General features: G+C 65.2%; 20 protein-coding genes. 7 read left to right on the top strand and 13 right to left on the bottom strand.

From position 1 onward, the window contains the following. Positions 1-41: 41 nt before the first annotated feature. Together J3S28_RS03430 and J3S28_RS03425 are read left to right on the top strand one after the other, a co-directional pair. Positions 42-1631 (top strand): hypothetical protein, encoded by a 1590-nt coding sequence (locus tag J3S28_RS03430; protein ID WP_207837557.1) that lies wholly within the window; start codon positions 42-44, stop codon positions 1629-1631. A gap of 53 nt (positions 1632-1684) precedes the next feature. Beyond that, a complete protein-coding gene (locus tag J3S28_RS03425) occupies positions 1685-2338 on the top strand; it encodes a GNAT family N-acetyltransferase (protein WP_207837553.1) in 654 nt (217 codons plus the stop codon). 76 nt (positions 2339-2414) lie between these two features. Here the strand turns inward: J3S28_RS03425 and J3S28_RS03420 are convergent, their stop codons facing one another. From J3S28_RS03420 to J3S28_RS03410, 3 genes are all read right to left on the bottom strand, one after another. Further along, a complete protein-coding gene (locus J3S28_RS03420) occupies positions 2415-2783 on the bottom strand; it encodes a DUF8021 domain-containing protein (RefSeq protein ID WP_207837550.1) in 369 nt (122 codons plus the stop codon). Positions 2784-2858: 75 nt separating this feature from the next. Continuing rightward, the gene (locus tag J3S28_RS03415; RefSeq protein ID WP_207837548.1) at positions 2859-3779 is read right to left on the bottom strand and encodes an SDR family oxidoreductase; all 921 of its coding nucleotides are present in this window, start codon (positions 3777-3779) and stop codon (positions 2859-2861) included. A 52-nt stretch (positions 3780-3831) separates the two neighbouring features. Continuing rightward, positions 3832-4602 carry an SDR family oxidoreductase gene (locus J3S28_RS03410; protein ID WP_207837546.1) on the bottom strand — a complete coding sequence of 257 codons (771 nt, stop codon included), beginning with the start codon at positions 4600-4602 and terminating at the stop codon, positions 3832-3834. 91 nt (positions 4603-4693) lie between these two features. On the opposite strand from J3S28_RS03410, the gene echA20 reads away from it, so the two are divergent. Genes echA20 through J3S28_RS03390 form a run of 4 tightly spaced genes read left to right on the top strand, consistent with a single transcriptional unit; the run spans position 4694 to position 8272 of the window. Further along, positions 4694-5491, top strand: a complete 798-nt coding sequence (echA20, locus tag J3S28_RS03405) for a (7aS)-7a-methyl-1,5-dioxo-2,3,5,6,7,7a-hexahydro-1H-indene-carboxyl-CoA hydrolase (RefSeq protein ID WP_207837544.1) — start codon at positions 4694-4696, stop codon at positions 5489-5491. A 2-nt stretch (positions 5492-5493) separates the two neighbouring features. Next, on the top strand, positions 5494-6417 hold the full coding sequence (locus J3S28_RS03400; RefSeq protein ID WP_207837542.1) for a CoA transferase subunit A: 924 nt from the start codon (positions 5494-5496) through the stop codon (positions 6415-6417). Then, positions 6414-7193: a CoA-transferase gene (locus J3S28_RS03395; RefSeq protein ID WP_207837541.1), complete on the top strand. Its 780-nt coding sequence runs from the start codon at positions 6414-6416 to the stop codon at positions 7191-7193. The genes J3S28_RS03400 and J3S28_RS03395 overlap by 4 nt, the downstream gene beginning before the upstream one ends. Continuing rightward, the gene (locus J3S28_RS03390; RefSeq protein WP_207837539.1) at positions 7190-8272 is read left to right on the top strand and encodes an NAD(P)H-dependent flavin oxidoreductase; all 1083 of its coding nucleotides are present in this window, start codon (positions 7190-7192) and stop codon (positions 8270-8272) included. Before J3S28_RS03395 ends, J3S28_RS03390 begins: the two co-directional genes overlap by 4 nt. A gap of 16 nt (positions 8273-8288) precedes the next feature. Here J3S28_RS03390 and J3S28_RS03385 read toward each other — a convergent pair whose 3' ends face one another. The 6 genes from J3S28_RS03385 to J3S28_RS03360 all read right to left on the bottom strand — a co-directional run bounded on the left by J3S28_RS03385 (position 8289) and on the right by J3S28_RS03360 (position 15092). Beyond that, entirely contained in the window at positions 8289-9263 is a 975-nt protein-coding gene (locus J3S28_RS03385; protein WP_207837536.1) for a DUF389 domain-containing protein, read from the bottom strand. Positions 9264-9291: 28 nt separating this feature from the next. Next, positions 9292-9921 carry a TetR/AcrR family transcriptional regulator gene (locus tag J3S28_RS03380; RefSeq protein ID WP_207837533.1) on the bottom strand — a complete coding sequence of 210 codons (630 nt, stop codon included), beginning with the start codon at positions 9919-9921 and terminating at the stop codon, positions 9292-9294. 124 nt (positions 9922-10045) lie between these two features. Beyond that, positions 10046-11560 (bottom strand): aldehyde dehydrogenase family protein, encoded by a 1515-nt coding sequence (locus J3S28_RS03375; RefSeq protein ID WP_207837531.1) that lies wholly within the window; start codon positions 11558-11560, stop codon positions 10046-10048. Positions 11561-11828: 268 nt separating this feature from the next. Then, positions 11829-12983 (bottom strand): acetyl-CoA C-acetyltransferase, encoded by a 1155-nt coding sequence (locus J3S28_RS03370; RefSeq protein WP_207837529.1) that lies wholly within the window; start codon positions 12981-12983, stop codon positions 11829-11831. 43 nt (positions 12984-13026) lie between these two features. Beyond that, a complete protein-coding gene (locus tag J3S28_RS03365; RefSeq protein ID WP_207837527.1) occupies positions 13027-13842 on the bottom strand; it encodes an SDR family oxidoreductase in 816 nt (271 codons plus the stop codon). Then, positions 13839-15092 carry an acyl-CoA dehydrogenase family protein gene (locus J3S28_RS03360; protein ID WP_237340937.1) on the bottom strand — a complete coding sequence of 418 codons (1254 nt, stop codon included), beginning with the start codon at positions 15090-15092 and terminating at the stop codon, positions 13839-13841. The genes J3S28_RS03365 and J3S28_RS03360 overlap by 4 nt, the downstream gene beginning before the upstream one ends. 133 nt (positions 15093-15225) lie before the next feature. Between J3S28_RS03360 and J3S28_RS03355 the strand changes: the two genes are divergently transcribed. Continuing rightward, positions 15226-16827, top strand: a complete 1602-nt coding sequence (locus tag J3S28_RS03355; RefSeq protein WP_207837525.1) for a FadD3 family acyl-CoA ligase — start codon at positions 15226-15228, stop codon at positions 16825-16827. A gap of 184 nt (positions 16828-17011) precedes the next feature. Here J3S28_RS03355 and J3S28_RS03350 read toward each other — a convergent pair whose 3' ends face one another. From J3S28_RS03350 to J3S28_RS03335, 4 genes are all read right to left on the bottom strand, one after another. Then, positions 17012-17344, bottom strand: coding sequence for a histone-like nucleoid-structuring protein Lsr2 (locus J3S28_RS03350; RefSeq protein ID WP_207837523.1), 333 nt, complete (start codon positions 17342-17344; stop codon positions 17012-17014). 146 nt (positions 17345-17490) lie between these two features. Continuing rightward, positions 17491-18996 (bottom strand): lysine--tRNA ligase, encoded by a 1506-nt coding sequence (gene lysS / locus J3S28_RS03345; RefSeq protein WP_307796838.1) that lies wholly within the window; start codon positions 18994-18996, stop codon positions 17491-17493. Positions 18997-19114: 118 nt separating this feature from the next. After that, positions 19115-19582 carry a rhodanese-like domain-containing protein gene (locus J3S28_RS03340; protein WP_207837518.1) on the bottom strand — a complete coding sequence of 156 codons (468 nt, stop codon included), beginning with the start codon at positions 19580-19582 and terminating at the stop codon, positions 19115-19117. 198 nt (positions 19583-19780) lie between these two features. Next, entirely contained in the window at positions 19781-20593 is an 813-nt protein-coding gene (locus J3S28_RS03335; RefSeq protein ID WP_207837516.1) for a type III pantothenate kinase, read from the bottom strand. Position 20594: the final 1 nt, after the last annotated feature.

Below are 20594 nucleotides of genomic sequence, written 5' to 3'. Positions count from 1 at the left end.
TGCCTGTCCACCCCTGTGATCACGCGGCCTGAGGAGGCGTAGTGCGAAAGCGCTATCTGGCAATGCTCGTTGCGGCAATTCTGCTCGCATTCCCGATGAGTGCGGGCGCGGCGCCGCTGATCGACCTCCCCGACACAGGGTCGCTCGAACAACCAGGGCAACCGGAAAACCCCGGCTCCTATGTAGCGCTCGACCCGACGTCCGGAACACTGATCGCGGACAGTGGTTTCGAGGTCACCCGCGACGGTTTCTCATTCGAGAACTGGGGCCCACCGGATGGATCGCATCGACGCAGCATGACACCAGCCACCATGCAGTCGCTCTACGGCGATCGTATCTGCGCCCGTGTGGTCGACGGAGCCTGCGTGCTGACCGCCACTGGCGAAGTGCTGGAAAGAGATTCGAACGAGTCCTCCGACGGCGGGCACTGCTTCGGGATGGCCGCCGTCGCCGGGCTCTTCTCCACCGGCGGTCTCGACAAGTCCGGATACGTGCCCGCGGGCCAGAACCTCTACGACGTCGGTCCGTCTGACCAACTCGACGGCTTGATCTCCAGGTACTTCAATGCGCAGGGCGCGCTCCCGACCGCTGATGCCGCGACGAGGTCCTCCGTAGCCGACACGCTCGCGAAGATCGAGAGCGCGTGGGCCGCCGGAGACAATTACCTGCTCGCCATCATGAGCGACACCGGCGGGCACGCGATAACCCCTATCGCCTTGCGCGACCTGGGCGACGGACGGACCGGAATAGTCGTTTATGACAACAACTATCCGGGCGTGGAGAAGATGGTCGTCACCGACCCCCGCGCGAACACGTGGTATTACACGACTGCATTAAATCCTGCCGAGCCGAGTGCCCTTTATCTCGGGTCGCCGAGTAATCCGATGATCCTGTTTCCGCTGTCACAGATGACGCAGGTCCACGAATGCCCGGTATGCCATGACGTCGGCGACGATTCCGTCCTGATCCTGGTGAAGGACACCGCCACCAAGCCTGCCGACGATGCGGCGGCATGGGATCTGACGATCACCCGCCCCGGTGGCGGGCCCGTCGCCGGACTCGAGCGGCTCGACTACTCCAACACCCGGCGTAGCGCGTTGTACCGGGTCCCCGCGGCGACCGCTTTCGAGTTGACCATCGGCGGTGTCCCGATCGGACCGGCCGCAGACGTGGACGTCTCCATCATCGGAGACGGCTGGATCAACGAGGTCGACGATCTGGTGATCCTTCCGGCCGCCACCGCCACGGTGTCCGTCGACAAGGATCAGCGCCGTGTGGCCTTGGCGAGTTCGTTCCCGGTCTCGCCGCGCCTGACCGTCGCCGGCGAAGAATCGGACTGGTCGGTCTCGGCGGTTGCCACCGGTCTCCACCTCCTGCCTGGGAGCACGGTCTCGGTCGGCAGGGACACCGACGGCGACTACGCTTTCGGCCTCACCGGCATCGGCGTGCCCGGGGCGCTCGAGGTGAACGTCAAGCGCAGTGACACAACAGCGGACCATGTCGCGAGGACTCGCGGTCCGGTGAGCATCCCGGTCGGCACCACGGGCTCTATCGCAGTGCAGACGTGGGACGGCACGACTCCACTGACGTTCCGGGTGGGGACTACGAACCACCCGATGACCATCGGGTGAGCTTTACCGGGGTCAGCCGACCACTCGGAGGCATTCGCAATAGACTCGGCTGCATGACTGCTCCAGACCGCGCGGCGACCCGCCGCGACATCACCGCCGCCCTCGAAGCCGCCTTCGAACGGCGCCACGAAGTCCTCGACGCGATCGTCGAAGCCGAGGACCGCACGTCAGCCATCAACTCCATCGCCACCCTGCTCGCGGTCCCTGCCATCGGTGCCGAGGCCGTCCTGGGGATGTCCTTCGACCGCCTGACGGTCACCGCCCGTCGCGAGAACGCGGCCGAGCTCGAAGACCTGAACTCGCAGCTCACATTCACCCAGACCGAGCGTCCGGCCAGCACGTCGGAGACCCTCGCGCTACGGCAGTTCACCGACGCCGACGCCGACATCTTCGAGAAGCGGACCTCCGATGTGGGCGCCGCCGGCGACGGAAGCGGTTCTCCCGCTTCGGGAATCGCCGACGAGATCTCGGCCGCCAACAGCCGCATGCACGCCGAAGAGGCCGTCTGGCTGGTAGCCACCGAAGGGTCGGACAAGATCGGACTCGTCTTCGGTGAACTGTCCGACGGCGAGGTCGATGTTCGGATCTGGATCGCTCCCGAGCACCGCAAGAAGGGCTACGGCACAGCCGCGCTGCGTCGTTCGCGGTCCGAGCTGGCCGCCTACTTCCCCGGTGTCCCCCTGGTCATCCGCGCGCCTGGTTCCTGACCCGCAAACGATCCACCAACACGAAGACGATCCGCCTGTAGGTGGATCGTCTTCGTATTCGTGGCGCGTCTTTGGATCAGGCGGTGCGCCGCCGCGGGATGCCGAACTTCGCGTTGATCTTCACGATTCTGCCGTCATCGTCGAACTCGAAGCTCTCGGTCACCTTGGCGGCCAATCCCAGCGGCTTCGGCTGCACGTGAACATAGAAGGTCACGTGCACCATCGGTCCCTCCACGCGCGGGGTGAAGTCGCTGACGGTGTGGATCACCCGGTATTGCGGCCCCTTGGCAAGGCTGCGCCGCAGATGATCACCACTTCGCCCGGTCTTGACGCCCAGCTCGATGCGGGTGCAGTCGGGATGGAACGGGACCGCCGCCGGGTCGTGGCTGACGAGCGCGTCGACGTACGACTTCGCCGCAGCGATCAGGTCGGCATCTGTGCTCATCGCGCCTCCACTTCTATCGTGCCTCCTTATCGTGCCCGCCCCTCTATCGTCCCTGCTCTCTATCGTGCCTGCTCTCTATCGTGCGCCGTACACCGGCATCGGGGTCGGGGCCTGCGCCAGGATCTCCTCGACCACAGGCCCGAGTTCGGCCGGGTCCCACCGAGCACCCTTGTCGCGTTTGACGCTTCGCTGCCAACCGTCGGTCACCGACACGGTACCGCCCTCGACCTCGAAGACCCGTCCACTCACCGAACCCGCTTCGACCGAACCGAGCCAGACCACCAGCGGCGAGACGTTCGCCGGATCCATCGCGTCGAACGAACCGTCCTCGGGTGGGGCCATCTGCGCGGCCATCGCGTCACCGGAACTCGTGGTCATCCGCGTCCGGGCCGACGGGGCGATGGCGTTCACCGCCACGCCATATGCCTTCATCTCCGCCGCCGCCTGAATCGTCAGTTCCGCGATCGCAGCCTTTGCCGCGGAGTAATTACCCTGTCCCACAGAGCCGTACAATCCTGCGCCCGATGACGTGTTGATCACCCGGGCCTCCCGCGGACGACCGGCCTTCGATTCGGCTCGCCAGTATGCAGCCGCGTGCCGCAAGGTCGCGAAGTGCCCCTTCAGGTGGACCCGGATCACGTTGTCCCAGTCCTCTTCACTCATCGAGACGAGCATCTTGTCACGGAGGAATCCGGCGTTGTTGACCAGAACATCGAGCGCCCCAAAGGAATCGATTGCTGTCCGGACCAGATTCTCGGCGCCTGCCCAGCTGGCGACATCATCGCCGTTGACCACGGCCTCGCCGCCCGCTGCCTTGATCTCCTCCACCACCTGCTCGGCGGGGCTCTCGCCGACGAGAGATCCGTCCAGACCGGCCCCGATGTCGTTCACAACGACCTTTGCGCCCTCGGCCGCAAAGGCCAGTGCGTGCTCACGGCCGATGCCCCGGCCCGCCCCGGTCACGATGACCACTCGGCCGGCCACGATTCCACTCATCAAATCAGCTCCTTCGGTTTGTCGATGTCGTCAATCATTCTGAGCCCGCCGATCAGCTCGGGATCTCGTTGGATCCGACGTCCCAGAAGGCAAGGCGTTCGCCGCCACCGTGGACTTCCATCGTCGATCCGGTCATGTAAGAAGCCAACGGGGACAACAAGAACGCCACGGCATTGCCGACGTCTTCGGGGAGTGCCAGGCGTCCCATCGGGATGGTCCGCGCCACGGCTGCGACGCCGTCGTCATCGCCGTAGAACATGTCTGCGAGCTCGGTGCGTACCGCACCCGCGACCACGGAGTTGACCCGCACCCGCGGAGCCCACTCCACCGCCAGCGACCCGGTCAACGAGTCGAGCCCAGCTTTGGCGGCCCCATAACCCGCGGTCCCCGGCGACGGCCTGCGCCCGGACATGCTGGACACGTTCACGATCGAACCGCCGGAATCCTGTTGCTGCATGACCTTGTTGGCAGCTTGCGCGATGATCAGTGGCGCGAGCAGGTTGAGTTCCACGATCTTCGAATGAAAGCGCGGTGAGGCATCCGCCGCCATCGCGAACGGCGCACCACCGGCATTGTTCACGACACCGTCGAGCCGACCGTGCTTCGCCGCCACCTGCTCGGTCATGGTGGTCACCGCGTCCGCGTCGCGGATGTCGCAGCTGACGAACTCGGCATAGGGCACCGCCGACCCTTCATCGGCGGGGCGTCTGGCACACGCGACCACCGTTGCGCCCAGGCTCGTCAGCACCGCACTGATACCTGCGCCGACTCCACGCACGCCTCCGGTCACGAGCACCACCTGCCCTGACAAGCCCAAGTCCATCCACTGCCCCATCTGTCATGACCACGAGGGTGTTAAAGTACCAAGCAATTGCTTGGTTGGTCTACAGACGTACGGTACGCGAGGAGCATCGATGCCCATCACCACATCCACCGTCGAGCCAGGGATCGTCGCGGTCACGGTCGACTTTCCACCGGTCAACGCCTTGCCGTCGGCGGCCTGGTTCGAGTTGGGGGAGGCGATACTCGCGGCCGGACGCGACAACGACACCCACGTCGTGATCCTGCGGGCCGAGGGCAGGGGCTTCAACGCCGGCGTCGACATCAAGGAGATGCAGGCCACCGAGGGCTATGGGGCGCTCATCGCCGCCAACCGCGGATGCGCCGTCGCCTTCTCCGGGGTGTACGACTGCGCCGTCCCGGTCATCGCGGCGGTCAACGGCTTCTGCGTGGGGGGCGGAGTCGGCCTCGTCGGCAACGCCGACATCATCGTCGCCTCCGATGACGCGGTCTTCGGCCTCCCCGAAGTCGATCGCGGCGCCCTCGGCGCAGCCACCCACCTTTCGCGACTCGTTCCCCAGCACACGATGCGCGCCCTGTACTACACCGCGCAGAACGTCACCGCCCAGCAGCTCGAGCACTTCGGTTCGGTTCAGAAGGTGGTCCCCCGCGAGCAGCTCGACTCCGCGGCGCTGGAGATCGCCCGCAAGATCGCGACCAAGGACACGCGGGTCATCCGGGCCGCGAAGGAAGCGTTCAACGGCATCGATCCGGTGGACGTGAAGTCCAGCTACCGCTTCGAGCAGGGCTTCACATTCGAACTCAACCTCGCGGGCGTCGCCGACGAGCACCGCGACGCCTTCGTCGAGACCGGCAAACCCAAGACGAGTGCACCCCAACAGAGTTCACACAGCGGCGGAGGATCGAAGTAGCAATGACAAAGGACAAGACAGGGCCAAGGGACAAGACGAGCACCCTCGACGACGTCATCGGCGAAATCGAGAGCGGCATGACCATCGGCATCGGAGGCTGGGGATCACGCCGCAAGCCGATGGCCCTGGTGAGAGCCCTCGCCCGGTCGACCGTGACGGACCTGACCGTGGTCACCTACGGCGGACCCGACCTCGGATTGCTCTGTGCTGCCGGGAAGGTCAGCAAGGCCTACTACGGGTTCGTGTCGCTGGACTCGCCACCGTTCTACGACCCGTGGTTCGCCGCTGCCCGCACCTCCGGAGCGATCACGGTTCGGGAGATGGACGAGGGCATGGTCAAGTGTGGACTCGAGGCCGCCGCCGCCCGACTGCCGTTCCTGCCGATCCGCGCCGGCCTCGGCTCCGACGTCCCCAACTTCTGGGACGGCGAGTTGTCCACGGTCACCTCGCCGTATCCCGATGAAGACGGTCGTCATCAGACCCTCATCGCGATGCCTGCGTTGAACCTCGATGCCGCGTTCGTGCACCTCGACCTCGCCGACAAGCACGGCAACGCCGCTTACACCGGTATAGATCCCTACTTCGACGACCTCTATTGCGGGGCCGCCCAGCGCCGGTATCTCGAGACCGACCGCCTGGTGTCCACCGAGGAACTGATCGAATCGGTGCCGCTGCAACGGGTGTTGCTCAACCGGCTCAACGTCGACCGCGTGGTGCACACACCGAACGGTGCCCACTTCACGTTTGCAGGCGACTACGGCCGGGATGAGGCGTTCCAGCGGTTCTACGCAGAGTCGGCCAAGACCCCCGAGGCCTGGCAGGCCTTCTCCGATCGCTTCCTCGCCGTCGACGAAGCGCAGTACCAGAGCGAGATCAGCACATGGGCCACCGAACAAGCGGCCCTCGCTAAGGAGTCCGGAAAATGAGCGCACCCCAGGCCGCAGACGTCACCCGCGCGGAGAGCTGCGTCATCGCGTGCGCCGAGATCTTCGCAGGCGCAGGTGAGACCATGGCGTCCCCGATGGCCACCACACCCCTGATCGGAGTCCGGTTGGCGCGCTTGACCACTGAGCCCGACCTGCTGATCACCGACGGCGAAGCGCTGATCTTCGCCGACACCCCCGCCGTCGGGAAGTCCGGAGCCATCGAGGGTTACATGCCGTTCCGGAAGGTCTTCGACGTCGTCGCCTCCGGCCGCCGCCATGTGGTGATGGGCGCCAACCAGATCGACCGCTACGGCAACCAGAACCTGTCGGCCTTCGGTCCACTGCAGCAACCGACGCGTCAGATGTTCGGATCCCGCGGAGCGCCCGGCAACACCATCAATCATCCGACGAGCTACTGGGTCGCCAAGCACTCCTCCCGGGTGTTCGGCGGTGTGGTGGACGTGGTGTCCGGGGTCGGCTACGACAAAGTCGATCCGGAAAACCCCGCATACAAGTATCTGAACGTCTACCGGGTGGTGACCAACCTCGGCGTCTTCGATTTCGGGGGTCCCGACCACACGATGCGCGCTCTCAGCCTGCACCCGGGCGTCGAGGCGGACGAGGTTGCGGACAACACCGGCTTCGAGGTCGCGGGTCTCGACACCGCCGGGGTGACCCGTCTTCCCTCCGCGGAGGAACTCCGGCTCATCCGCGAGGTCATCGACCCGAAGGGCCTGCGGGAGAAAGAAGTCAAGCCCGTGGAGGCGACCAAGTGAGTACTTCGCAACCCGCGCCGACGCTCGCCACGCGCTTCACCGAGTTGGTCGGGATCAAGTACCCGATCGTGCAGACCGGGATGGGCTGGGTGTCGGGTCCCTCGCTGACCTCGGCCACGTCGAACGCCGGCGGCCTCGGCATCCTGGCGTCGGCCACGATGACCTTTGCCGAACTCGAGACGGCCATCGTCAAGACGAAGACGTTGACGGACAAGCCATTCGGAGTCAATCTCCGCGCCGATGCCACCGACGCACCCGAGCGGATCGACCTGCTCATCCGCGAACAGGTCAAGGTCGCATCATTCGCCTTGGCGCCCAAGCCAGAACTCATCGCCAAACTCAAGGATCACGGCGTCGTCGTGATCCCGTCGATCGGTGCCGCGAAACACGCGGTGAAGGTCGCATCGTGGGGCGCCGACGCAGTGATCGTCCAGGGCGGTGAAGGCGGGGGTCACACCGGACCGGTCGCGACCACCCTGCTGCTGCCGAGCGTCCTCGATGCGCTCGGTCCGGAGGGCATTCCGGTGGTGGCGGCCGGCGGCTTCTTCGACGGGCGTGGGCTGGTGGCAGCCCTGTCCTACGGCGCCGAAGGTGTCGCGATGGGGACCCGATTCTTGCTGACGTCGGACAGCGCCGTGCCCGACGCCGTCAAGAAGGAGTACATCGCCCGCGGGCTCGGCGACACCGTCGTCTCCACGAAGGTCGACGGGATGCCGCACCGGGTACTCCGGACCGAACTCGTCGACAAACTCGAATCGGGGAACAGCGCAACAGCTCTGGCGGCTGCGGCGAACAACGCCAACAAGTTCAAGCAACTGACCGGCATGAAGTGGTCGACGATGCTCAAGGACGGTCGCACCATGCGCAAGTCCGGCGAACGCTCGTGGCAGCAGATCATCATGGCCGGCAACACCCCGATGCTGCTGCGCGCCGGCCTGGTCGAGGGCAACACCGAGGCCGGTGTACTCGCCTCGGGTCAGGTGGTCGGCATGATCGACGACCTGCCGAGCTGCGACGACCTCATCCAGTCGATCATGACGCAGGCGTGGAGCCGGTTGGAGCGCCTGGGAAAGCTGTGAGCAGTTGCCGACACGACTAGAGGTCGGGTCGTCCTCGCGTCGGGCGGTTTCTGAGCAGTCTGGCCCGATACGCCGAGGCCCGGCCCCAACTCGCCTGCTGCAACGCCAGGGTCAACCAACCCGCCACCGCCATGCCCGTGAGATTGAGAAGCAGTTGCAGAGCGCTTCCCACGATGGTGTCGCCGAGCCCGAAGGCGAGGCCGAGAGCGACGTTGCCTGCCGCGGGAATAGTCGTCACGGAGATGAACACCCCTGACAACCCACCCAGCTTCGCCGAGGTCACGGACAATACGCCGGCGGCCCCGGCGAGCACGGCGACGATGAACGACCACTTGTCCGGGGAGTAGATGAACTCGGTGTCGGGACGGGATTCGACGACGTCCACCACCGTGATCCACCCCAGTGCGCGCGCGACGAGCGTCAGGACGGTGGTGGCCGCGATGGCGATCGCGAAGCCTCCGGCGAGCGTGGCTGCGGCCCGTCGCAGCAGTGTGCCGCGGCGGCGCACCAGTGCCACACCGAGCGCGGCGACCGCGCCGAACTCGGGCCCGAGGACCATCGCCCCGATCAGCAGGATCGTCGAGTTCAGCAGGATGGCGATGGCCACCAGCACCGTGGCCAGGAACATGAAACTGACGAAGGTCCAGTTGAACTCCGAGTCCTCGTACGCGGTCTGGGTGACCTCACTCCAGACCACCGCGTCGGCGCTGGCCCCGGGCGTGACGAGATCGGCCTCGAAGCCGTTCTGGGACATCCACGTCGGGACATCGGCGAGCTGGATGGTCCCGGATTTGTGGATGTCCATGCGCAAGAGGACATCGACGATCTCGTTGACACCTTCTCGTGCGATGTCCGCCTCGATGATGTCGCCCGCCGGCTTCACCGAGACGCCTCGATGAACTGCAACATTGCTGACCGCGGTGTCGTCGGTGAGCAGGTCTGCGATCGTTTGCGTGTGCTCGGCAGGCGAGACCACCCGTAACAACATCATGGGGACACCTTGCCACCACCGGAAGCGGTCAGCGGGGAACGATGCCGTCGAGTACGACGCTCAGATACTGGTCGGCGACCTGCTGGGCGGTCAACTCGCCGCCCGGTCGATACCAGCGCACCGCGACCCAGACGGTGTCGCGCATGAATCGGTACACGAGTTCGGTGTCGAGATCGCGGCGAAAACTGCCATCCGCGACACCGCTCGTGAGTACATCGCTCCACAAGGCGCGGAACTCGACGTTTCGTTCGCGGATGTAGGCGAACCGGTCCTGCCCGGACAGCCGCTTCGCCTCGTCCTGATAGATCGCCACCGCAGAATGATCACGGTCGATGCTCTCGAAGGAGACGGTCACCAAACTGGTCAGCGTCTCCCGGGCGGGCAAGCCGGCTGCGACGACCTCGCGATAGCTCTCGAACAGGGAATCCAGAAACCCCTGGAGGATCTCGTCGACCATCGTCTCTTTGGAATCGAAGTGGTGATAGAGACTCCCCGACAGGATCCCGGCGGCGTCGGCGATGTCGCGGACCGTGGTGGTGCGCAGCCCACGCTCGGCGAACAACCCGCTGGCGACCGCGAGCAATTCATCTCGCCGCGAAACCCGGGTACGCTCATCCGACGGTCCTACAGCGGTCGTCTCGCTCCGTCTCGGTGCCACCCAACGAGCCTACCAAGCGCTTGGTTGTGTCGACGGCAACGCACAAACCCAGCCGTCCCAGGCACACCCAGCTGCTGCAACAACTGGATATGCCCGGAGCGACTGGGTTTGTTCCAGACGGGGCTCAGAACTTGTGGCCGAGCTTCTTGCGCGCGCGGTTGTTGAAGAACTTCCAGAGCTTCATCTGCACGTTGGCGGTCTTGACGTCCTTCGGCGTGAACGGCGCGGTCATCATCTCCGACACGGCCAGTCCCATCGTCGAGAACGCAACTGCGCGCGCGTGGGAGAACGTTTCGAACCCGTACTTGCCGTGGTAGCTGCCCATGCCACTTCGACCGACACCACCGAACGGCAGATCCGGCCCGAACATGTTGATCGCGAAGTCGTTGCCGTTGATGGACCCGGACCTGGTCGAGTCGGCGAGCTTGCTGAAGTTCTCGTTGTACTCGCCGTACCAGTACATCGTCAGCGGGTGCGGGTGACTGGTGATGTGAGTGATCGCCTCGTCGAGCTCGCGATACGGGTACACGGTCAGGACCGGACCGAACACCTCGTCCTCTTCGATCTTCATCCCGGCCTTCACACCGGTGAGCAGCGTCGGCGCGATCTTTCGGGTCTGCGCGTCGGGCAGCTTCTCCCCCGCCGGGATCACCTGATGCTTCGTGGCGCCCAGCGATTCCGCGTCGTCGATGAGGTCGACGATGCGGTCGAAGTTCTTCTCGTTGATGGTCGCGGTGAACTGCGGATTGTCTTTGATGGCAGGCAGATTCGCGCGCCAACGGGCCAGCACTCGGTCGGTGAACTCGCCGACTTTCGCCTCCGGCACCCACACGTAGTCGGGGCACAGGCAAACCTGACCGCCATTGACGAGACGGGCGTCGGCGACCCGGGTGGCGGCCTTCTCGATGTCGGCATCTTTGTCGACGACCACGGGGTTCTTGCCGCCGAGTTCGAGGGTCACCGGCACCAGGTTCTTGCCTGCTTCGGCAGCGACCGACGCACCGACCTCGGGCGAGCCGGTGAAGAACAGGTGATCGACCTCGAGCTTCGCGAAGTCGGAGCCACCACCGTGCGCACTGGTCAGCACCGCGAGTTCTTCGAGGTCGAAGTAACGGGGCGCGAGCTTCGCGAGCACCGCCGTCGTCTTGGCGGTGATCGAGGACGGCCGCATCAAGACGCGGTTACCGGCAGCGAGTGCGGATCCGGCCGGGACGATGGTGAGCTGCAGCGGGAAGTTCCACGGACCCATGATGCCGACGACGCCCTTGGGGTCGTGGCGGACCTCCTGGCGCAGACCGGCCTTGGCCAGCACCTTGCCGGGCATGGACGTCTGCATCCACTTCTTCACGTGTCGCTTCTGATGATTGAGGTCGATCATGCAACCGGCGACGTCCGCAGCGATCGACAGCTCGCGGGGACGGGACCCGAAGTCCGCGGTCAGCGCTTCCGAGATCTCCTCGGCATTGTCGAGCAGCATTGCCTGCAGCCGGACGATGCGATCGATGCGGGTCTCGGCGTCGGGGATCCCGTCCCGCAGGAATGCCGCTCGCTGCAGATCGAGCAGTGCCTGCAACGACAGGGTGTCGGCGGATGTGTTCTCGCTGACCTGTTTCTTTGCCACGTCTGCGGGTTTGGTCATGGCGGGGACCTCCAAGTGCTTCTGGTTCGCATGCGAAACGTTGGAACGATTTTCCAAGTATGTCGCAAACCAGTATGCGCCAACTCACACCGACCGCGCCACCGGCCACCTCAGGAGACCCACTACCCACCCGAATTCGCGCCGCCCACCGGCAGTAGCGGGTGGGCGGTGCAAAAACGGGTGGGCGGGCGGAAGAATTAGAGACGCTCGATGATCGTGACGTTGGCGGTGCCGCCGCCCCCACACCGCGGCTCACCGCCGAACAGAACTAGAGCCGCTCGATGATCGTGACGTTGGCGGTGCCGCCGCCCTCACACATCGTCTGCAGGCCGTAGCGGCCGCCGGTGCGCTCGAGTTCATGGAGCAGGGTGGCGAACAGTTTCGCGCCGGTTGCCCCGAGCGGATGTCCGAGCGCGATGCCGCCACCGTTCGGGTTGACCCGCGCCGGATCGGCGCCGGTCTCCTTCAGCCACGCCAGGACCACCGGAGCGAAGGCCTCGTTGATCTCGACGACATCGATGTCGTCGATGCTCAGGCCGGTCTTCTCGAGTGCGTACTTGGTGGCCGGAATCGGAGCCGACAGCATCATCACCGGATCGTCGCCGCGTACCGAGATGTGGTGGATGCGCGCCCGCGGGGTGAGGTTGTGGGCCTTGAGCGCCGCCTCGGACACCACCAACGTCGCCGACGCACCGTCGCAGATCTGCGACGCCACCGCGGCGGTCAGCTGCGAACCTTCGGCCAACACCTTCAGCCCGGCCATCTTCTCCAGGGAGGTCTCACGGGGGCATTCGTCGACGACGCACTCACCGAGCGGAACGGTCTCTGCAGCGAAGTGGCCCTCGTCGATCGCCCGGCGAGCCCGCTGATGCGACTGCAGGGCCCACTGCTCCATGTCGAGGCGACTGATGTCCCACTTCTTGGCCATCATGTCGGCACCGACGAACTGCGAGATCTCTGCGTCGCCGAATCTCTCGGTCCAGCCCGGGGACTCGGCGGTCGGGGTGGAGTAGCCGTATTCCCGGCCGGCGAGCATCGCGGCCGAGATGGGGATGGCGCTCATGTTCTGCAGGCCACCGGCGATCACAACGTCCTGGGTACCGCTCATCACGGCCTGCGCCGCGAAATGGATTGCCTGCTGCGATGATCCGCACTGACGATCAACCGTGGTTCCCGGGATGTCCAGCGGCAGGCCCGCGGTGAGCCAGGCGGTACGGGCGATGTTGCCCGCCTGCGCGCCGATGGTGTCGACGCAACCGAAGATCACGTCGTCGACGACCATCGGGTCGATGCCGGTGCGCTCGATCACGGCCTTGATGACGTGGGCTCCCAGGTCTGCCGGATGTACCCCGGCGAGGGAGCCGTTGCGCTTGCCCACCGGGGTCCGTAATGCTTCGACGATGTAGGCCTGTGGTGCAGACATGCTGTGCTCCTTGGGATTCTTCTGAGTAGTCGCTACTGGGTGGTCAGGCGCGCTGACTGGAGATCGAGACGACCTCGCCGGTCAGATAGGTGGTGTAGTCGCTGGCCAGCATGGCGATGGTGGCGGCGATCTCCCACACCTCGGCGGCCCGGCCGTAGGCCTCGCGCGAGGCGAGGTCGGCGAGCAATTCTTCGCTGGTCACCTTCGCGAGGAACGGATGGCGGGCGATCGACGGGGCGACGGCGTTGATGCGCACCCCGTACTCCGCGGCCTCGATCGCGGCGCAGCGGGTCAGCGCCATCACTCCGGCTTTCGCAGCCGCGTAATGGGATTGACTGTGCTGGGCGCGCCAACCCAGAACCGAGGCATTGTTCACGATGACGCCACCATGCGGAACGTCCCGGAAGTAACGCAGCGCGGCCCTGGTCGCGCGGAACGTCCCGTTGAGGGTGATGTCGATGACGCGATCCCACTCGTCGTCGTCCATGTCCACCACCGGGGTCTCGCCGCCGAGGCCGGCATTGTTGATCAGGATGTCGATGCGGCCGAGTTGATCTGCTGCCGCCCCGATCAGTTCGTTCACGTCGGAGGTCTTCTGGACGTTGCACACCGCCTGCGCCACGACCTGGTCACCGAACTCGGCGTGCAGTTTCTCTGCGGTCTCGCCCAGCCGTCTCTCGTGCCAGTCGCTGACGAGCACGTCGGCGCCCTCGAGCAATGCCCTCCGCGCAGAGGCGAATCCGATCCCGGTTCCGGCAGCGGCGGTGACGACCACCTTTCGCCCGGCCAGCAAGCCGTGGCCCGGTATCTCGTCGGGAGCGGTGGCCAACGGATTGGGCCGATGTTCGGAAACGGTCACGATCGTGCCTCTCGAGGTAGTCCGAGCACCCGCTCGGCGATGATGTTGCGTTGCACTTCGTTGGACCCGCCATAGATGGTGTCGGCGCGGGTGAAGAGGAACAGCCTTTGCCACAGGTCCAGTTCGAGGTGCTCCGGATCGGAGATGTCGTTCGGCACGCCTTCGCTGGTGGCGTCCGGTGCGATCAGCGACGGTGCACCCTGCACCGCCATCGCCAGCTCTCCGAGGTCGCGATGCCAGTTGGCCCACAACAGCTTCGCCACCGAGGCCTCCCCACCCGTACCGCCGGTGTCCACGATCGCCAGCGTCCGCTGGGCATGCGCCCGCATCACGCGTAGTTCCAGCGAGGCCCTGGCGATCCGTTCCCGGATGACGGGATCGCTCGCGGTGCCGTTTGCCTTGGCCATCTCGACGACGTGATCCAGCTCGCGCGAGAACCCGACCTGCTGGCCGAGGGTGGAGACGCCACGCTCGAACTGCAGCAGCCCCATGGCCACCTTCCAGCCCTCGCCGGGCTCGCCGACCACGAGCGATGCCTCTGTGGTGGCGTCGTCGAAGAAGACCTCGTTGAACTCGGAGGTCCCGGTGAGTTGCTGGATGGGACGGACGGTCACGCCCGGTTGATCCAGCGGCACGAGCAAGAAGCTGAGGCCCTGGTGCCGGCTCGAGCCCGGTTCGGTACGGCACAGGACAAAAGCCCACTGAGCGACGTGGGCCAGCGACGTCCACACCTTCTGGCCGTTGATGACCCACTTGTCGCCGTCCAGGCGCGCGGTCGTAGAGATGTTCGCGAGGTCGGACCCGGCCCCCGGCTCGGAATACCCCTGCGCCCAGAGCTCTTCGACGTCCCTGATGCCGGGCAGAAAGCGGCGCTTCTGTTCGTCGGTACCGAACGCGATCAGGGTCGGGCCGAGTAGCTCTTCGCCGACGTGACTGACGCGCGCCGGAGCGCCGGACCTCGCGTACTCCTGATGGAACAGGATCCGCTGCTCGATCGAGGCCCCCCGGCCGCCGTACTCCGTCGGCCAGCCGAGGCACGTCCAGCCCGCCTTGGCCAGCAGTCGGTCCCACTCCAGCCTGCGGGCGAAGAACTCGTGCTCACTACCCGGGCCGCCGCGGGACTTGAGATTCTCGAATTCTCCCGACAGATGTTGGTCCAGCCACGTCCGGACGGACTCGGCGAAGTCTGCCGTCGTTCCATCCCATTGCGCCAGGTCCATGCCTCGGTCAGCGAGGTTGATCGCCGTCATGTCGACCACCATAACCGACCAAGCACTTGCTCGGTCAGACCACCCAAGCAAGTGCTAGGTTTTTGCTTCAGAACCCTCGTCGACCACGACGGGAGCAGCATATTCGAACAGGTGTGAACACCGGGAGGAATTCGTGTCCGCGACCCCAGATCGTTCAGCAGACGTCCTCGACGTCGACGACGTCACCACAACCCCGCAGGCCCTGCAACGCGCGGCCCGGCTGTGGCCCGACCAGCCGGCGATCATCGACGACCAGTGGGGCGACACGGTCGAACTGACCTGGTCGCAACTGCAGGACACGGTCCACACGTTCGCGACAGCGCTCATCGAGCACGGGATCAACGCCGGGGACCGCGTCGCGATCTGGTCGCCGAACAGCTTCCACTGGCCGATCGCGGCTCTCGGCGCACATGTCGCAGGCGCCACTGTCGTACCCCTGAACACGCGCTACACCGCGTCCGAGGCGCTCGAGATCATCCAGCGGACCGACGCCACTGCCCTGATAGTCGCGGGCAATTTCCTGGGCACCGATCGGCTGGCCCGCCTCGCCGACGCCGCCGGCGGCGATCTCGAGACCCAGACGAACCTGTCCGTGGCCGTCCGGATCCGGCTCGAGGCCGACGATCAGCGCGGCACCGTCGGCGTCGACTGGAATGACTTCCTGGCGTCGGTCACCGATCACGACGCCACCGAGGCACGGGCCCGGGCGGCTGCGGTGAGCCCCACCGCCATCTCCGACGTGCTCTTCACCTCCGGCACCACCGGAAAGTCGAAGGGCGCCCTGGCCGAGCACCAGCAGACCATCGCCGGTGCGCGGGCGTGGGCCCAGAACGGTCGACTGGGGCCGCAGGACACCTACCTGATGGCCAACCCGTACTTCCACACCTTCGGTTACAAGGCGGGCATCCTCCCGTGCACACTTATGGGCACCACCATGGTGCCGCTGGCGGTGTACTCGCCCACCGAAGCGATGCGCCTCATCGAAACCCGACGAGCCACCGTGTTCCCCGGCGCGCCCACGATCTTCCAGACCATCCTCGACGCCCCCGACCGCGCCGACCACGACCTGTCCTCACTTCGTCTGGCCGTCACCGGCGCCGCGATCGTCCCGGTGGTGCTGGTGGAGAGAATGCAGAACGATCTGGGCATCGAGACGGTGATCACCGCCTACGGGCTGACCGAGACCAGCGGGTTCGTGTCCACCTGCACCCCGGATGACGACAACGAGACGGTCGCGAAGACCTGCGGCCGGGCGTTCGCCGGCATGGAGTTCAAGCTCTCGGACGCCGGCGAGGTGCTCGCCCGCGGAAAAATGGTGATGGCCGGATACCTCGACGATCCCCGAGCGACGGCCGAGGCCATCGACCCCGACGGCTGGTTGCACACCGGGGATATCGGAACAATTGATGCACAAGGGAACCTGACGATCACGGATCGTCTCAAAGACATGTACATCTGTGGTGGATTCAACGTCTATCCCGCCGAGGTCGAGCAGGTACTCGCGCGAATCAATGGCGTGACCGAAGTCGCGGTAATCGGTATCCCCGACGATCGTCTGGGCGAAGTGGGGCGTGCATATGTCACGACGGCTCCCGGCGCATCCATAGATGAGGGTTCCGTCATCTCCCATGCTCGCGAGAAACTGGCGAACTTCAAGATTCCCCGATCGGTTGTCTTCATCGAAGAGTTCCCTCGCAATGCCGCGGGCAAGATCCTGAAACGAGAACTTTCTTAAAGAGCTGGAATCAATTCTTGTGACACAGGTGCACAAATGATCGCGACGGTCATAATTGTTTCCGATTGTTCGATCTTTCGCGCCATCTACAATTTCAATCGATCGACAGTTCAGACAGAAAACGAGCGACCCGATTACTCGGGTCGCTCGTTTCTTCGGACTACGTCCGTTGTCAAAAACCAGGTTAGTGGGCCTCGTTGTATGCGTCCACGATGCCGGCGGCAATACGCCCACGTGAGGACACCTGGTGGCCGCTGCGCCGGGCCCAGTCACGAATCGCTGCCGTCTGCTCACGATCCACCGAGGCCTTGGTCGCGAGACCCTTGGCGCGCTTGCGGCCGCTCACACGACGGGCGTGCTCAGCCCATTTTGCGACGTCATCGCGTAGTTTGTCTGCATTCTTGGAAGACAGATCAATCTCGTAGGTGACGCCATCGACGCCGAACTCCACGGTCTCATCCGCCGTCTTGCTGTCGTCGACATCATCGACCAGCGTGACCGTAACTTTCTTAGCCATTGTGCTCCATTCGTGATGGCTCCGAGACTTTCATTGATGGATTCGGCACCCAACACGAACAAGCATATTCATAGTGGCCGCCTATCGGCCGCCAGCATAGCGCGAAAGAACCGCCCGCGCTAATAGTGGAGAAATGACTTACTAGGTCATTGCTGCGGCTTCACAAGTGGAAAGAGGATCGTTTCCCGAATGCCGAGTCCGGTAAGTGCCATCAGTAGTCGATCAATGCCCATTCCCGTACCGGTGGTCGGCGGCATGCCTTGCTCCATGGCGGCGAGAAAGTCTTCATCGAGCACCATTGCCTCGTCATCGCCGGCACGCGCAAGGCGGGCCTGATCGACGAACCGCTCGCGTTGAATGACCGGGTCGATCAATTCTGAATACCCGGTTGCCAATTCGAAACCCCGCATATAGAGATCCCACTTCTCTGTCACACCTTCGATGGTGCGGTGCTCACGCACCAGCGGGGAGGTCTCGATGGGGAAATCCCGCACGAACACCGGCCCCGACAACTCGTCGCCCACCGTGTGCTCCCATAGCTCTTCGACCAGCTTGCCGTGCCCGTATCCCTTGTTCGGGGGAATCTCCAGGCCCACCCGCGCACTGATCTCGAGCAGGCGTTCCACAGACGTCTGCGGGGTGATCTCTTCCTCGATGGCCTGCGACAACGACGGATACATCTCCACCGACCGCCAGTCACCGCTGAGGTCGTACGTGGTGCCGTCCGCCATCTCCGGGGTCAGCGTGCCGAGTGCACCCATCGCGACCTCCTGGATGACCTCCCGCGTCATCTGTGCAGAATCGTCGTACGTGCCATAAGCCTGATAGGTCTCGAGCATCGCGAATTCCGGGGAATGCGTCGAGTCGGCGCCCTCGTTCCGGAAGTTGCGGTTGATCTCGAAGACGCGCTCGATTCCGCCGACCACGGCCCGCTTCAGGAACAGTTCCGGCGCAATGCGCAGGTAGAGGTCGATGTCGAAGGCGTTCGAGTGGGTGACGAACGGTCGCGCCGCAGCGCCGCCATGCAGGGTTTGGAGCATCGGCGTCTCTATCTCGAGGAAACCGCGCCGTTCCAGTGCGGCGCGCAGTTCTCGCATCACCGCGACCCTGATGCGGGCGGTTTCCCGCGCCTGCGGCCGGATGATCAGGTCGAGGTACCGCTGCCGGACCCGCGCTTCTCCACTCATGTCCTTGTGCGCCACGGGAAGTGGGCGCAACGCCTTGGATGCCATCTGCCAGGTGTCCGCGAGCACACTGAGCTCACCGCGCCGTGAGCTGATGACCTCACCGTGGACGAAGACGAAGTCGCCGAGATCGACGTCGGCCTTCCACGAGGCGAGCGCCTCTTCTCCGACTCCGCCCAGACTGATCATCGCCTGCAGTTGGGTGCCGTCACCTTCCTGCAGGGTGGCGAAACAGAGCTTGCCGGTGTTGCGGACGAAGATGACGCGCCCGGCGACCCCGACGATGTCACCGGTCTGGGTGTCGACCTCGAGGTCGGGATACTTCGCACGGATCTCGGCGAGTGAATGTGTCCGCGGCACCGATACCGGATACGCCTCGCCGCCCTCGGTGAGGATCTTCTCCCGCTTCGCGCGGCGGATCCGGAGCTGTTCCGGGGTCTGATCAGCGCCCTCTGATTCGGGAGTGATGTCGACATCTGGGGTATTTCGGCCTCGGCCACGGACTTCATTCACACAGGCGACCCTATCGGCCGCGCAGAACACTGCCGAATTCATCACGGCGCCGCGAGGCACAGCAGCCGTTGGATCAGTGCGCGGCGTACGTCTCCAGATCGCGGGCGGTGTGCGCGCCGAGCGGTCCACGGGCGGCCGAGCGAGACAACAGCTGTTGTCCACCGACGACGAACCGCGCGCCGGTCACACCGAGCGCCTGCAGCCGCCAGGTCAGCATCTCGGCGTCGTGACCATCACGGCCGACCAGCACCCATCGCCGGTCGAACTCGGCGCCGACCAAAGAGACCGCGGTGCCCGGCACGAGCCGCGCGAGCACGTCATCCGCCGGAATCGCCAACGCTCCCAGCAGAATTCCGTCGCGGTCTCGATCAGACTGGCTACGGATGTCGACCGCCGTGGCACCACTGTGCAGGGCGGGACCGAATTGATCGGCCGAGATGGACCACGGAGCGCGGGCGCGCGCGGTCATCGGTTCGCCGGGGCGTACCTTCACGCCGCTGGTGGTGTGGACGTCTGACAGGGGTGCGGTGAGCACTGACATCGCGAGAACTTTCAGATGTGATCGGTGGTCAACAGCCACCGAGATCGGGCACAGGGGTCATCGAGAGGCATTCAGCCCCGACAACACTCCTGACAGCTCCGGCTCATCACGGTGCAGATTGTGCCATATTCGGCCTGACCGCACCAGTGGGTATGACTGTCCGACTCCGTCAGGCACTCTTCGCGGTGTTGGGCCGGATCAGATCTGCGCACGCGATCGCGTGCGGGCGTCCCGCTGCCGCTCATAGACCAACCGCAGACCGTCGAGAGTCAGGGTCGGTTCGTGGTGCTGCAGCGTCACGCATTCGTCGAAGACGAGCGGAGCCAGGTAACCGGTCGCGATCACCGCGATGGCGTCTCCGTCGAATCCGGGTACCTCGCGTCGTACCCGCGACACCAGGCCGTCGACCTGGCCCGCGAAGCCGTACAGGATGCCCGATTGCAGCGCCTCGACGGTGTTCTTGCCGACCACGCTGCGCGGGGGCAGCAGTTCCACCGTGCGCAGCGTGACGGTTCGAGCGGCCAGGGCCTCCACCGCGAGGTCGATACCGGGCGCGATCGCGCCGCCGAGGAACTCACCCTTGGCCGAGACCACGTCGACCAGGGTCGTGGTGCCGAAGTCGACCACGATGCAGCCGCGCTGGTAGGCGGTGTAGGCGGCCAGTGCATTCGCCACCCGGTCGGTACCCACCTCTTTGGGGTTGTCCACCAGGAGCGGAACCCCGGTTCGCACACCGGGTTCGAGCAGGACGTGGGGTCCGGCGCCGAAATACTTGCCCACCATCACGCGCATCTCCCGAAGGAGCGACGGCACCGTCGAGAGACCGACCACCGCCGTCACCTGCTCGATGTCGGAGCCGAGCAGACCGCGCAGGTTCAGCGCCAGTTCGTCGGCGGTCATCCGGGGTTCGGTGCGCATGCGCCAATCCCGGACGAGCCGGGCATGGTCACCCTGCCCGGCGTACACACCGAGGTGGATGTTGGTGTTGCCGACGTCCAGGGCGAGCAGCATG

This window comes from Williamsia soli, from assembly GCF_017377795.1.
GTDB lineage: Bacteria > Actinomycetota > Actinomycetes > Mycobacteriales > Mycobacteriaceae > Williamsia > Williamsia soli.
The sequence above is the reverse complement of the archived record's forward strand: the minus strand, read 5'-3'. Positions and strand labels throughout refer to the sequence as shown.